Origin of the sequence: Bradyrhizobium sp. 186 (genome assembly GCF_023101685.1) — a bacterium.
In the GTDB taxonomy this organism is placed as follows: domain Bacteria; phylum Pseudomonadota; class Alphaproteobacteria; order Rhizobiales; family Xanthobacteraceae; genus Bradyrhizobium.
In genome coordinates this window covers 1145134-1159076 of the sequence record NZ_CP082164.1, presented here as the reverse complement: position 1 = coordinate 1159076, position 13943 = coordinate 1145134, and the positions used below count along the sequence as shown (strand labels likewise).

The window sequence follows — 13943 nt, the reverse complement described above, 5'->3', positions numbered from 1 at the left end:
AAGCGCCAGAGATTGGCGGATCGAAGAGACAGAAAGCCGGCGGCAACGCCGGCTTTTTTGTTGGGTGGAGAAGCGCAGCACCACTCTTCGCTTTCATGCCCCGCGAAAGCGGGGCATCCACTATGCCGCGGCGCTCGTTGAGAGCGAGGTCTCCGACGCAGGCCTCTGGGATACTGGATCGCCCGGTCAAACCGGGCGATGACAGCGGTATTGAACCATCCCTGCCGGTCAACCGACCAAAAAACATCGGACCGACAGCATGAAAGCGGACGGACGCACGCCGTGTCGATCATCCTGCAATCCACCGTCAGCGGCTTCTCCGCCCAGTTCATGCGCAAGCTGCCGCTGGTCGAGCAGGCCATGCGCGACCACGGGCTCGATCCCGCCGAGTTCGTGATCTCCAAGGACAACGCCTCTACCGCGACTGTGCCGTTCGTCGGGCCGTTCTTCTACGATTACAGCGTGTTCTTCGGCGACGATCAGTTCACGGTCACCGAACCGAACGACATGGTGTTTCTGGATTACTTCTTCAAACGCGTGCTGGCTGCCGACGCGCCGCCGGAATTACCGAGGCGGCCGGGATTGATCCGGCGCCTGTTCGGCTGGATGGCGCAGCCGGTTTGACGCTGCCGTCACTCCCCCCACGTCCTTGCCAGCGTCGCGAGCCAGCAGCCTTCGCAGTAGCGCGCGTCCTTGTAGTCGATCCAGTTGTGCGCATAGACGTGGTCGAGCGGGATGTCGTAGCGCGCGCGCAGGACCTGGACGAGGATGCGCCACGCCGCAACCTGCGCCGCGGTCGGACCGGCCGTGACATCCGGATAGTTGCCGGCGAACTCGACGCCGATCGAATTGTCGCGCACCACCTGGCGATAGGTCGCCTTGTTGTCGATGTACTTGTTGTCGTTGCGGTTGGCGCCGTCGCCATGGGTCGGCACCAGGTTTTCCGCGACTGCCCAATAGACCGTGCCGTCGGTCTCGACCCACACCGTGACGCCGCGGCGGGTCGGATTCTTCGCCTGCTCCTGCGCGCCGCCGCGCGCCGAGCCCGCCGGCCCCTCGGTCTGGTGCACGATGATATTGCGCCAGGGATGGGCGTTGCGGACGTCGCCCCACGGCGCGAGCCAGACCGTTTTCAGGCCGGGAATGTCGGGCGTGCCGGAGCCGCGCGCGATCTTCACAAGTTCGGCGTCTGTTGCGGCGGCGGGAGCGATCAGAGCGAGGGCGGCAACAATGGCCGCGAACAGGCGAAACATCATCATGTGGATCCAAGCCTAGAGCATGATCCGGAAAAGTGCGAAGCGGTTTTCCCTCGCGACAAACGCGAAACGCGTTTGCGCGGAGATCATGCTCAAACAACAACCTAAAGCGCGATGATGATTCATCCTTATCTCATCGCGCTTTAGCAGGCCTTATGCGAATTTGCGCGCGACCTCGGTGGGCTCGGGCGAGAGCGGCGGTGCCGGATCATAGACGGCAAAATCGTTCTTGCCGTTCTTCTTGGCGGCATAGAGCGCGTGATCGGCATGAGCGATCAGGCGGTCGGGGAATTGGCCGATGCTGCGGTCCCATTCGGCCACGCCGATCGAGATCGCGATCGGGATGTCGTTGCTGGTGCAGCCGGCGGCATCCTGGCGGCAGACCTCCAGCACACGGCGGGCAATCGAGGCCGCCTCGCGCAGACCAGAGGACGGCAGCACCACGCAGAACTCGTCGCCGCCGGTGCGGGCGAGCATGTCGCCCGGCCGGAGCCGCGTCTGCGCCATCAGGGTGAAATGCCGGAGGCAGGCGTCGCCCGCGGCGTGTCCATGGGTGTCGTTGATGGTCTTGAAGCCGTCGAGATCGATCACCAGCAGCGAGAACGGCTCGCCGCTGCGCTCCGAGCGGGCGCATTCCTCGGCGAGGCGCTGCAACAGATGGCGCCGGTTGGCGACGCCGGTGAGGTCGTCGAGCAGCGCGAGGTCGGCGACCTCGTTGCGCAGCCGGTCCATCGCCATCAGCAGGAAGCCGAAATTGAGCGTCATCGACAGGAACAGGAGCCCCAGCACCATGACGGCGTGGGACTGGCTGCCGGCGACTGAGGAGAAATCACCGCCGAGCAGATTGCCCGCAGTACGAGCCGCAAGGATCGCGATGATGGTCATGATCACAATGCCGGACAGCCGGGCGCCCGGACTGACGCGGCCTTCCGGCGGCGAGAGCAGGAGGCGCAGCGACAGCGCCAGCGGCAGACCCTGGCCGAGCGTGTAGCTGAGCATGCGCAGCTGCATGTGCTCGACGACGACCATGAAGAACACGACGCCGCCGAGGCTCAACGCGCCCGTTGCGGCCATGACTCGCCAGGACACCGGCCGGTCGTAGAAGCGCTGAATACCCATGGCGGCCAGGCAGCTCGCCGCGATGACGCCGGCGGCTCCGAGCAGAAGCGGCACGGGAGAGGCGACGAACAGGCGGACCAGCGCCGCCATCGCGCCCGTCGCGCCGACGAACGCCGATGCCATCCAGAACCGTGCAGCTGCGAATTTCGGATAGGAGCGGGTCACGTAGGCCCAGATCAGGCCGAGCGCCAGGAAGTTGACGACGAAAACCGTCCAGAGTGTCGAGACGTTCAGCATCGCGACCACAGCACGCGCAGCGTCCCGCCCCCCGTCTCTGGCCGCCGTTCGTCCATGACCCGTCCCCGTTTTCTTGCGGGGAATAATGCGCGGGTCGCGCTTAACGGACTCTCACTGCGATGCTCGAAAGCTCGCCTTTGGTTTTGGATTCATGAACGGCGCGCGCGGATTGTCGGATCGTTAGGCATGTCGGCATCGGGGCGCAGCCGCGTCGCGGCGCGCCGTTGCGGATTCGCGGACAGAAATCACCCGAAAATGCATCTGAGCTGTGGATAACGTAATGACACAGATGTGACAGCGCGGGGCAGGCGCCCGCGAATCTGCTGAGTTTGCTGTCGAGGATGTTGCGAGGCTGGCCCTCCGCCGAGCATCCCTCGTGTCGCGTTCCACCATTAACCCTTGAGAGGATACTATGGCTAAGAAAGCGAAGAAGGCGAAGAAGGCGAAGGCGAAAAAGGCCAAGAAGGCGAAGAAGAAGTAACGCAGCTATTTTTCTTTGCCCGGGTGGAGCCTCGCTCCGCCCGGGCGTCGGGTAAAGTCGAGAGACTGAAGGCGGCGGGCACGAGGCCCGCTTTTTTATTGCCTACCGCTCCGCGAACGCGAGCTTCGCCCCAAGCAGCGCAAAACCGGCAGCAAAGCTCCGGCGCAGCCAAGCCATCACAGGGGGTCGCGAGATGACGCGCTCTCGTACGGACGCCGCGCAGAGGCCGTAGACGACGAACACCGCAAACGTCATCGCCATGAAGGCGCCGCTCAATTCCAGCATCCGCGCCAGCGCATGCGCCTCGTCCACCGCGATGAACTGCGGCAGGAAGGCGAGGAAGAAGATCGACAGCTTTGGATTGAGGATGTTGATCAAAAAGCCGGTCGCAATGACGCGGCCGCTCGACCGCTCCTTGATCTCACCCTCGACCGCGAGCGCGCCGGTCTCGCGCAGCGCCTGCCAGGACATGTAGAGCAGGTAGGCCACGCCGCACCATTTCAGCGCGGCAAAGGCGAGCGCACTGGTATGGAGCACGGCGGCAAGGCCGAGCATTGCCGCCGTCATGTGCGGCACGATCCCGAGCGTGCAGCCGAAGGCCGCCGCGATGCTGGCGCGCGAGCCGCGCGTCAGCGCCGCGGCCAGCGTGTAAAGCACGCCGGTCCCGGGGGACGCGACCACGATGAGCGAGGTGAGCAGGAACGATAAGGACATGAGGAGACCCTATCACCGCGCCTCGCTGCACGAAAGCGACCTCCCGGGAGAGACGGTCACGCCAGTTGCGCGAGCTCGGCCTCGCGCAGCACATCGAGCGGAGCCCATGGTTTGGCCCAGAATTTCGCGCCGTTCGGCAAAGGCTGCATCAGCGGGCGGCCGGAGGTGACGACGACGTCGAGCTTCGGATTGCGGTCCTTGGCGACATACGCGAGCTCGACCCCGTTCATCCGGCCGGCGAGCTGCACGTCGGTCAGCATCAGGCAGAGTGTCCCCGCACTCTCCTCCAGCACGCGCTCGGCCGCCTCGGCGCTCTCGCACTGGATAACCTGGTAGCCGCTCTCTTCGAGCAGAAGACACAACATCTCACGCTGCATGATATCGTCTTCGACAATCAACGCGGTCGCCTGATATGGCTGTGCTTGTCCCATTGGCCACTCCCAAATTATTTCTTGGCCCCAGTTAACGTATGTTAAGGGCGCGAGCCGCGATATGGTTCGGTTCCAAACTGAAAAAATGTACATGGAAGTTCCGTTTCCGGATTCCGATCGCAACAAGTCCGGGCTGAAGACGCTCGCCGCGAGATCGTCGCTGCATCGCGGCGTCCGTCATTGCGGGGAGCACTTGCGACGAAGCATCTTCTCCGCGGGGGGATTCCGGATGGCTTGGCTGCACTCGCAATGACGATTGTGGTTAGCTGCGCGCGACTTTCACTGACCCATCAATCGATCCGCAAAATACCCGATCGTCTTCCGGTAAATCAGCGCCCTGTTCCATTCGCGCATCGCCTCGAAATTCGCGGTGCCTTCGCCGTAGGCCTGGCCCATCTTGAAGCCGCTGGTGTGCAGCAGGTTCGCGGTCGAGGCCAGCACGTCGGGGACGCTGTGGCGCAGGTCGACGCGGCCGTCGCCGTCGAAATCGACGCCGTATTTGATGTAGGACGACGGCAGGAACTGGGTCTGGCCGATCTCGCCGGCATAGGCGCCGATGAGGTCGCGCAGCGGCAGGTCGCCGCGCTGGACGATCTTGAGTGCGGCCAGCAGCTCGCCCTGGAACAGCTCGGTGCGGCGGCAGTCATGCGCGAGCGTCGCGAGCGTGCGGATCACGGGCAGCTTGCCGATGTCGCCCTTGCCGAAATCGCTCTCCAGTCCCCAGATCGCGACTAGTATCTGCCGGGGCACGCCGAACTGCTGCTCGATGCGCGAGAGCAGCGCGGCGTGACGCTGCAACAGCGCGCGGCCGCCATTGATGCGGCCGGGGCCGACGCGGGTCGAGACGTACTGCTCAAAGCTCTTGTTGAAGGTGTAGCGCTGGCGCCGGTCGAAGGCGAGCACGGCGCCATCCTGGGCCACGCCGCTGAACGCTGCACTGGTCACGCTTGCCGAGACCCCCGCAGCCTGCGCCTCCGAAGTCATGCTGGCGACGAAGCTGTTGAAGTCGCCGCCGCAGCGTGCGGCCTCGGCCGAGCCGCCGGTCAGACAAACGACGAACGCGGTGGCCAGGGCGAATCTCAACATGCGGGGAAATCCTCAGGAATTTTGCGCGGAAAGCGGCGCGCGATCATGCCCGGGAACAGGATTCACGTCAAAGCGGCAAGACCTCGCCAGAGCCGATCGCCCTGCGCCCGCGACTAAGGAGCAGCGCTCAGCCCGTCCCCAAACCCTTCGAGATGACCATGCCCATTCCGCACCGGATGCTCGCTGTCCTCGCCGCCCTGCTCTCGCTTCACTCCGTCGCCCCCGCCTCCGCGCAAACGCGCGACGCGGCCGGCGGGCGCGACTATTCCGGGATCAGTCGGTTCGCTGGCGGCGTCATCGCGCCGACGAGGCTGCGTACCGCAGGCATCGGCCTGCTGGCGCCGGTCGGCTCCAACGCGACGGACGCCGGCTGCGCGCTCAACCGGCGCGTGGAGCTGGTGGCACCGTGAGAGTAAACTGCCCCACTCGTCATTCCGGGGCGGCCTGGAGGGCCGAACCCGGAATCCATTTAGCCGCGTCGTTGGTGGCACAATGGATTCCGGCTTCGCGCTGACGCGCGCCCCGAATGACGGCGGAGCTGACACGCGCACGCGCGCGACGTGATGTGTGCATCGCAAGGATGGAACTGATCTGTATGCGCTGGATAACGCATGTCTGATGCGCCCGCTGCGACATCGATGCCGCAACGATTTGCCTTGCCACCGCAGAGCGCGAGCTATAGTCTTCTATTATAGGTTGTTTCCCTGCCAGCCCCGGGCAATAGTGAGACCAAAGATAAACGGCGGGCTTTCTCGGCCCGTCGTTTATTGAGGCCCGGGTCGCACCGGACCATACGAGGCGCTCAACGCCTCCCGACAAACAGATTTCGTCGATCACAGGGTACTCCGCCGCCTCAGGCTCGGCGCCGCCGGCAACAGGCAAAGCCATTTGACTGTGGCGCCCTTATCGACGACAAGCTGCCATGGCCAAAAAACCTGGAACCAATCCCAAAGGCGAATTTGCCTTTTTCAACGTCGTCTATGAAGACGGCTCCCAACGCTCCAACCGGCGCGTGCCTGCCGATCTGCTGGGCGGGCTTGACGGTGACGAACCCGCACGCCGCCACATCATGGAGCAGGACCGCGAAATCGCCGAAAAATCCGGCAACACCCCGCTGGACATCAAAAGTATCGAGCGGGTCGGCGCGAAGAAGAAATAGACTCCGCCGCCACGACACGCGAAGCGTCAGCGCAAACAAAAACGGCGGGCATTTGCCCGCCGTTTTCGTTTGGATGGATGCCCGGATCGGGTCCGGGCATGACGTTTGAATCAGTTATCCAGGAAGCTCCGCAGCTTCCGCGACCGCGACGGATGCTTCAACTTCCGCAGCGCCTTGGCTTCGATCTGGCGGATGCGTTCGCGGGTGACCGAGAACTGCTGGCCGACTTCTTCCAGCGTGTGATCGGTGTTCATGCCGATGCCGAAGCGCATGCGCAGCACGCGCTCTTCGCGCGGGGTGAGCGAGGCGAGCACGCGCGTGGTGGTCTCGCGCAGGTTCGACTGGATCGCGGCGTCGATCGGCAGGATCGCGTTCTTGTCCTCGATGAAATCGCCGAGGTGTGAATCCTCTTCGTCACCGACTGGCGTCTCGAGCGACAAGGGCTCCTTGGCGATCTTGAGGACCTTGCGCACCTTTTCCAGCGGCATGCCGAGCTTCTCGGCGAGCTCTTCCGGGGTCGGCTCGCGGCCGATCTCGTTGAGCATCTGGCGCGAGGTGCGCACGATCTTGTTGATGGTCTCGATCATGTGCACGGGGATGCGGATGGTGCGTGCCTGGTCGGCGATCGAGCGGGTGATCGCCTGCCGGATCCACCACGTGGCATAGGTCGAGAACTTGTAGCCGCGGCGGTACTCGAACTTGTCGACCGCCTTCATCAGGCCGATGTTGCCTTCCTGGATCAGGTCGAGGAACTGAAGGCCACGATTGGTGTACTTCTTGGCGATCGAGATCACGAGACGGAGGTTGGCTTCCACCATCTCCTTCTTGGCCTGGCGGGCTTCGCGCTCGCCCTTCTGCACGGAGTGCACGATCTTGCGGAACTCGACGATCTCGAGACCGGTCAGCGCCGCGAGCTGATGCACTTCGTGGCGAAGGTCCTTGATGCGATCCTTCTCGTGGTGGACGAAATTCTTCCAGCCCTTGGCCGAAAGCTTCGACACCCGATTGAGCCAGCGCGGATCGAGCTCGGAGCCGGTATAGTTGCGCAGGAAGTCTTCGCGTCCGACGCCATGGCTATCGGCAAGGCGCATCAGGCGGCCCTCATGCGAGACGAGGCGCTTGTTGATGTCGTAGAGCTGCTCGACCAGCGAGTCGATGCGGGCCTGGTTCAGGCGCAGCGACTTCACCTCGACGATGATCTCGTCCTTCAGCTTCCTGTACTTGCGCTCCTGATGTGGCGAGAGCGACGGCCCGTGCGAGGTGCTCTCGAGCTGGTTCTGGATGTCCTGCTCCTGAAGCTTGCGCAGCTTCTTGTAGCTCTCGGCGATCTTGTCGAAGATCTCGACGACCTTCGGCTTGAGCTCGGCCTCGATCGCCGCGAGCGACATCTGGTTCTCGAACTCGTCGTCCTCGTCCATATCGGCTTCGGCGGCGGATTCAGCAGGGTCCTTCTGGGCTTCGCCGCCATTGCCGGCGGCAGGCGCGGCACGGAACGGGGTCGGCGACGGCGGCGCGGCTGGCGGCGCGACATGCGCCGGCGCACCGGCAATGGGAGCGGCCTGGCCGCCTTCGACGGGCGCCTCGCCATTCTCACCGGCGGGGCCGCCGATCATCGCGGTGTTCATGCCGGCCTTGGCTTCGGGGCCGGCATAGGTCGCTTCGAGATCGATGATGTCGCGAAGGAAGATCTTGCCTTCATTGAGCTCGTCGCGCCAGATGATGATGGCCTGGAAGGTCAGCGGACTTTCGCAGAGGCCCGCGATCATCGCCTCGCGGCCGGCCTCGATGCGCTTGGCGATCGCGATTTCGCCTTCGCGGGACAAGAGCTCGACCGTGCCCATCTCGCGCAGATACATGCGCACGGGATCGTCGGTGCGCTCGCCCGGCTCGCTCTTCTTGACCTCGGTGACGGCCTTCTGGGTGACCTCGACGAGCTCGTTGTCGGTCTCGTCCTCGCCGCCCTCGTCCTTGTCTTCCTCGCCGTCGCTATCGTCAGCTTCGGTGACGTTGATGCCCATGTCCGAGAGCATCGACATGATGTCCTCGATCTGTTCGGGCGAGGTCTGGTCGGACGGCAAGACTTCGTTGAGCTGATCGAAGGTCACGAAGCCGCGCTTCTTGGCCTGCTTGATCATCTTCTTCACTGCCGCGTCGGAGAGATCGAGCAACGGCGAGGGCGCGTCCTGGGAGTCCTTCTCCGGCGCGTCCGCTGCCTTGTCGTCTTTTTCCTTGTCCTTCGCCTGCAGCGTCTTTGCCTTGGTGGCCATCCATTGCTCCTAAACGCGCTTCATGCAGAAGGCCCGACGGCCCGCCCGCGTGAATTCACTTGAACCTGTTGCTCGACGCTCTCGCTTCGGCAGCTCTCGACACGGAAAGGGCGGCGCACGTGTCTCTCGCCACCCCCAACTTTCTCTCGCCGGATTTGCCTAACGCTTCGTGAGCGCCTTTGTCGCGGCGGATGCAGGTGAAGTGCCAACAGAGATTGCGCGGATTCATTCCTGACGCGTCTGTTCTGCCTGCGGCCGCCTGTGGGCCAAAGTGCTACAAGACAGTTAAGCCTCGATTAACCCTGTTTTTGCCGCCAAACCTTGGATTTGGCGAGTCTTTTAGCGGTTCCGGCCCCGGCCGTCCGCATGATTCTTTCATCACACGCTCTTCTGGAACCGGCCCGACAGCTCCCCAAAACCCTCGATCAGGGCCTCGGTGCCATCGACTTCGCCTATCCGAGCCTTGACGTCACGCAGCCACGCCATATTGGCCTCGCTGGGATCCTCGCCCAAGGCCAGCTCGGCGTCCTTCAGCTCTCTAAGTAGTGAATGCCACTGCCGATGCAAGGAGACGAGCTGATGCCAGGTGGCAAGAACGTCGTCCCGTGCCGCGCCCTCGCGCGCGCCCCACACCGCCTGGGTCGTGATGCCATTCTCAACCCTTTGAAGAAGCTGTGAAAATCCGCCTTTCTCGATGTCGGACCGCATCTTCTCGGCTTGCTCGGACGGATCGGGGCTGTGGTGATGGTCGTTGGCGAAAGCCGCGATGATGCCGGCCCGCAGCTTGTGGGCCTCGGGGTGGGCCAGCTCCAGGGCGGCCACTTCCTCCAGATGGTCGTGCAGCAGCCAGGGGTGGTTGATCAGGATTTGCAGGATCAGGGCCTCGCGCCGGGAAATCGCGCTGCGCTGGCCCTTCATGATCGGGCTCGCGGCCAGTTGCGCGCTCGCCGCCTGGTAGGGACCGGCGGGGAGCTGGATCGGCCCCGGCGCGCCGCGGCGGCCCTGGCCGCCGAATCGATTCGCCTGTCCTCCGCCACGGGGCTGAAACGGGCGGCCGGCGGGGCCAGAGCGGAAATTGCCCCGGCCGGCAAAGCTGCTGCGTCCGCTCTCGGGCGCAAAGGTGCGCTGGAGCCGCTCGGCGAGATCCTGGCGATAATAGCGCCGCACCACCTCGTCGCGGATGCCGTTGGAAAGCTCCTTGATGCGCGCCTCCAGCGCCGCGCGGCGCTCGGGGGTTGCGAAGTTGCCGCCTTCGAGCTCGCGCGACCAGATCATGTCGGCGAGCGGTCGTGCCGCCGCGACGACTTCCTCGATCGCGCCGCGGCCGCCGGAGCGCACGAGATCGTCAGGGTCCTGCCCTTCCGGCAGCAGCGCGAAGCGCAGGCTCTTGCCGGGGCTAAGGAACGGCAGCGCGAGGTCGGCGGCACGATAGGCGGCCTTCTGACCGGCCTTGTCGCCGTCGAAGCAGAGGATCGGCTCGTCCGCCATCTTCCAGAGCAGCGCGAGCTGGTTTTCGGTCAGCGCAGTCCCGAGCGGCGCGACCGCGCCGGCAAAGCCTGATGTGACCATGGCGATGACGTCGACATAGCCTTCGACCACGACCAGCGCCGCGCCGTTGTGGGAAGCCGCCCGCGCGGTCTGGTGATTGTAGAGATTGTCGCCCTTGTGGAAGAGCGGCGTCTCCGGCGAGTTCAGATATTTCGCCGCAACGTCCTTCTCCAGCGCGCGCCCGCCGAAGGCGATGACGCGGCCGCGCAGGTCCGTGATCGGAAACATCACGCGATCGCGGAAGCGGTCGTAGGGCACGGGAATGCCGTCGCCGGCAGCGAGCATGCCGGTCTCGACCATGTCGTCGACGGAGACGCCGAGCTTGCCGAGATGCTCCTTCAGCGCAAAGCGATCGGGCGGCGCATAGCCGATGCGGAAATGCAATTGCGTCGCCGGCGAGATCGCGCGGTCGGCGAGATAGCCGCGTGCCTTGGCGCCGAGCCGCGAAGCCAAAGTCTCCGCGAAAAACTTCGCGGCGAGATCCATGACGTCATGCAGCGACTTGCGCCGCTGCTCGTGCCGCGCCGCATCGGGCGTCACCGCCGGCAGCGGCAGGCCCGCCATGTTCGCGAGCCGCTCCACCGCTTCCGCAAACGGCAGACCGTCGGTCTCCATCACGAAGGTGATGATGTCGCCGTGCTTGCCCGAGGAGAAGTCGTGGTAAAAACCCTTCTGATCGTTGACGTAGAAGGACGGCGTCTTCTCCTGCTGGAACGGCGACAGCCCCTTCCACTCGCGCCCTGCCTTCTTCAGTTTGACGCGCTTGCCCACGACTTCGGAGACCGAAAGCCGGGCACGCAGCTCGTCGAGGAATTGGGGCGTGAAGCGCATGGCGCAATAAAACTCTGTCAGCTTGGCCGCACGTAGCGCCCACCTCAGAAAGGCGAACCCTTGCCTTCCTTCAATCGCTTATTTAATGTTCGTGATATGTTCCGTCCATATCCACAGGCTTGATACTCTCACGATACAATCGTATATACAGATAAGCGAATGTCCGATTTCAACCTTTTCGCACCGGCCGGGTTCGAATGGGACGAAGGGAAAAGTCGAGCCAATCTGATCAAGCACAGCATCAGTTTTGACGATGCCAGTCAGATTTTCTACGGACCCGTCGTCCTCAAGAGATCGAATCGCAACGGCGAGGAGCGGTGGATCGCGATCGGAGAATTCAACGATCGAATTCTGACGGTGATTTTTGCACGCCGAAATGAGTCGATCCGCATTATTTCAGCCCGGCGTCCGAGGCCAAATGAAAAAAGAGCATATCGTGAGGCGTCGATGGGGCGATCGCCGCAAGGGAAACACTGACTGGGCTCGTGTCGATGCGATGACGGACGAGGAACTGGAAGCCTCGATCGCAAATGATCCCGACTGGGCGGAGTTCAAGGACATCGACTGGTCGGACGCCGTGCTGGTTGTGCCGCCCAAGAAGAAAGCCATCTCCATCCGCGTCGACGAGGACGTGCTCGACTTCTTCAAGCGCGAGGGCGAGGGTTATCAGCGGCGCATGAATGCGGTGCTGCGCTCCTACATGCAGCAGAGGGCGAAGCCGAAGAAGCGGGCTTGATCCGGGCAAACGCGTCCGGAAGCTCATATCGAGGGCCTTGCACCCCGCCCGGTTCCACGCTTCCATGTCTCGATGTTCAGGACGTTTCGAGGCGGCCAAAGCGGGGGCTGGCGCGTGACCTCGATTTTGCCCGTGACGGGCGAGCCCCTGCCCTTCATGCCGGCGCTGTCGGTCACCGACAGCGATGCCGCTTCGTTGCCGCTGGTGCCTTCGCGCCATGCGTGGCGGCTGGTCGGCGTCCCGAGTTCGCTGCGCTACACCGAGCGCGCCGAGAAGCAGCAGCTCGCCGCCGTGCAGGCCGGGCTCGGCCGGCTCGAGGCAACCTGCGCGGCGTTGATCCCGATCCGCAAGTCGCAAGCCTGGTGGGAGCTGACGCAGGAAGAGCGGCGCAGGATCTTCGAGGACAAGTCGCACCACATCGCAAGCAGCCTGCGCTTCCTCCCCGCGATCGCGCGGCAGCTCTATCACTGCCGCGATCTTGGCGAACCCTTTGATTTCCTGACCTGGTTCGAATTCGCACCCCCGCATGCCTCGCTGTTCGAGGAGCTGGTCGCGATGCTGCGGCAGACCGAGGAGTGGAGCTACGTCGAGCGCGAGGTCGACGTCCGCGTGGTGAAGGAAGTGCTCTCGGCTTAATGCTCGATGAACCGGCCCGACTCGATGCGCGGCAGATCGGTCACGGGCCAGTTGTAGATGTAGGTCCAGGCCTTCTCCACTAGGCCGTCCGCACGCGTCACGTCGATCAGCTTGCGCAAATACTCCGTCGGCTCCGGAAAGCCTTCGCCACAGGCTTCGTACATGTCGAGCTCGTCCAGGAGCTCGTCGCCCGCGCGCAGCTGGAACAGCTCGCCGTGGACGAGATCGGACGGCGCGTCCGACAGCAGCAATCCCGGATAGTGCTTCACCAGCACGAGCCGGCCGCGGCAGGTCGCGTCCCCAAGGAAATCCGCATGGCCTGCGAGCAGCCGCGCCATCGGATGGTCGAAGCCGCGCATCAAGGTGCCGTAGACGAAGAGACGATCGGAGGTCATGAAGGTGTCTATAGCTCGCAATTGTACGGAACGACAGCGCTACACCTCTCGCCTTCGCCGGGACGACATTGGGGAGGCATCGTGCGCGCTTTCAACCGCCGTCATTGCGAGGAGCTGTTGGCCACCTCTACGAAACCTCTGCCTCCATCTCCTGGTCGTTGTCTTGGTCGTCCGAGACCACCTTGATGTTCACTTCCATCCCGTCGAAGGCCCCTGCGGGCCCGATATAGACGCCATGCAGCGGGATCGCCTGGCGCGGGTCGCGGGCGACCGCGACACGGATGAGGTCGCGGGTGCCGACGATGCCGTTGGTCGGATCGAACTCGATCCAGCCCGCACTCGGCAGATAGACCTGTACCCAGGCATGGGTCGAGCCGCCGCCGACGTGTCGCTGCTCGATGTCCTCAGGCACGAAGATGTAGCCGGAGACGAATCGCGCGGCGATGCCGAGGTGGCGCAGCGCCTCGATCATGAACAGCGCATAGTCCCGACAAGTTCCCGTGCCCGACTGCAAGGTGTCGAGTGGGTGCTGCGTGCCGGGTTCATGACGCTTGCGATATCTGAACTGCTCGCGGACGCCGTGCGTGATGCCGCTCAGGATCTTGAAGGTCGGTGACGGTGCATCATCGTCGAGGAAGCCGCGCGCCCACTCCGCAATCTCACCGTCGGGATCGGAATATTGCGGCCTGACGTACTGAACAAGATCGGGAAATTCCTCGTCGTCGTAGACGAACGGATAGAAATAGGCGGGATCGTCCGGCGTCAGCGCGAACTCCTCCACCGGATTGTGCTCGACGGTGACATGCCAGTCGAAGATCAGCCTGTCCGCGCGCTCGTCGAAATTGGCGATCGCGACCGAATTGCCGAACACGTCGTGAATCCAGTGCAGCGACATCGGCACGGGCGAGATTTCGAGCCTTGAGTCGAGCACGCGCAGGTCATGCCCGTCGCGCGGACGCAGCATGATCCTGTGTTCGCCGAACGCCACGGGGCGGTCGTAGCGATATTCGGTCTTGTGATGAATCGTGAGCAGCGGCATCGTCAGTC

The 13943-nt window shown here is 63.8% G+C and carries 15 protein-coding genes; 6 read left to right on the top strand and 9 right to left on the bottom strand.

The genetic code is table 11. The annotated features are described in order from the left end of the window. Positions 1-282: 282 nt before the first annotated feature. Positions 283-624 (top strand): hypothetical protein, encoded by a 342-nt coding sequence (locus IVB18_RS05270; protein WP_247988207.1) that lies wholly within the window; start codon positions 283-285, stop codon positions 622-624. Between the two features lie 8 nt (positions 625-632). On the opposite strand, the gene IVB18_RS05265 is transcribed toward IVB18_RS05270, so the two are convergent. The 5 genes from IVB18_RS05265 to IVB18_RS05245 all read right to left on the bottom strand — a co-directional run bounded on the left by IVB18_RS05265 (position 633) and on the right by IVB18_RS05245 (position 5324). After that, entirely contained in the window at positions 633-1259 is a 627-nt protein-coding gene (locus IVB18_RS05265) for an N-acetylmuramoyl-L-alanine amidase (protein ID WP_247988206.1), read from the bottom strand. 150 nt (positions 1260-1409) lie between these two features. Continuing rightward, on the bottom strand, positions 1410-2612 hold the full coding sequence (locus tag IVB18_RS05260) for a GGDEF domain-containing protein (RefSeq protein WP_247988205.1): 1203 nt from the start codon (positions 2610-2612) through the stop codon (positions 1410-1412). A gap of 583 nt (positions 2613-3195) precedes the next feature. Continuing rightward, entirely contained in the window at positions 3196-3807 is a 612-nt protein-coding gene (locus IVB18_RS05255) for a LysE family translocator (RefSeq protein ID WP_247988204.1), read from the bottom strand. Positions 3808-3863: 56 nt separating this feature from the next. Further along, positions 3864-4238 (bottom strand): response regulator, encoded by a 375-nt coding sequence (locus IVB18_RS05250; RefSeq protein ID WP_247988203.1) that lies wholly within the window; start codon positions 4236-4238, stop codon positions 3864-3866. Between the two features lie 279 nt (positions 4239-4517). Then, positions 4518-5324 (bottom strand): lytic murein transglycosylase, encoded by an 807-nt coding sequence (locus tag IVB18_RS05245; RefSeq protein ID WP_247988202.1) that lies wholly within the window; start codon positions 5322-5324, stop codon positions 4518-4520. A 158-nt stretch (positions 5325-5482) separates the two neighbouring features. On the opposite strand from IVB18_RS05245, the gene IVB18_RS05240 reads away from it, so the two are divergent. After that, a complete protein-coding gene (locus IVB18_RS05240; RefSeq protein WP_247991975.1) occupies positions 5483-5734 on the top strand; it encodes a hypothetical protein in 252 nt (83 codons plus the stop codon). 512 nt (positions 5735-6246) lie between these two features. Beyond that, positions 6247-6483, top strand: coding sequence for a hypothetical protein (locus IVB18_RS05235; protein ID WP_247988201.1), 237 nt, complete (start codon positions 6247-6249; stop codon positions 6481-6483). Positions 6484-6593: 110 nt separating this feature from the next. Here IVB18_RS05235 and rpoD read toward each other — a convergent pair whose 3' ends face one another. Together rpoD and dnaG are read right to left on the bottom strand one after the other, a co-directional pair. Further along, on the bottom strand, positions 6594-8750 hold the full coding sequence (gene rpoD / locus IVB18_RS05230; protein WP_247988200.1) for an RNA polymerase sigma factor RpoD: 2157 nt from the start codon (positions 8748-8750) through the stop codon (positions 6594-6596). Positions 8751-9128: 378 nt separating this feature from the next. Then, the gene (dnaG, locus tag IVB18_RS05225) at positions 9129-11129 is read right to left on the bottom strand and encodes a DNA primase (protein WP_247988199.1); all 2001 of its coding nucleotides are present in this window, start codon (positions 11127-11129) and stop codon (positions 9129-9131) included. 159 nt (positions 11130-11288) lie between these two features. Here dnaG and IVB18_RS05220 point away from each other — a divergent pair, with 159 nt between their 5' ends. From IVB18_RS05220 to IVB18_RS05210, 3 genes are all read left to right on the top strand, one after another. After that, positions 11289-11606: a BrnT family toxin gene (locus IVB18_RS05220; RefSeq protein WP_247988198.1), complete on the top strand. Its 318-nt coding sequence runs from the start codon at positions 11289-11291 to the stop codon at positions 11604-11606. 19 nt (positions 11607-11625) lie between these two features. Further along, positions 11626-11865: a BrnA antitoxin family protein gene (locus IVB18_RS05215; RefSeq protein ID WP_247988197.1), complete on the top strand. Its 240-nt coding sequence runs from the start codon at positions 11626-11628 to the stop codon at positions 11863-11865. Between the two features lie 72 nt (positions 11866-11937). Beyond that, positions 11938-12501, top strand: coding sequence for a chlorite dismutase family protein (locus tag IVB18_RS05210; protein WP_247988196.1), 564 nt, complete (start codon positions 11938-11940; stop codon positions 12499-12501). Here IVB18_RS05210 and IVB18_RS05205 read toward each other — a convergent pair. Beyond that, positions 12498-12896, bottom strand: coding sequence for a gamma-glutamylcyclotransferase family protein (locus IVB18_RS05205; protein WP_247988195.1), 399 nt, complete (start codon positions 12894-12896; stop codon positions 12498-12500). The two genes, IVB18_RS05210 and IVB18_RS05205, sit on opposite strands and share 4 nt — an antisense overlap. 127 nt (positions 12897-13023) lie before the next feature. Further along, on the bottom strand, positions 13024-13935 hold the full coding sequence (locus IVB18_RS05200; protein WP_247988194.1) for a transglutaminase family protein: 912 nt from the start codon (positions 13933-13935) through the stop codon (positions 13024-13026). Between the last annotated feature and the right edge of the window lie 8 nt (positions 13936-13943).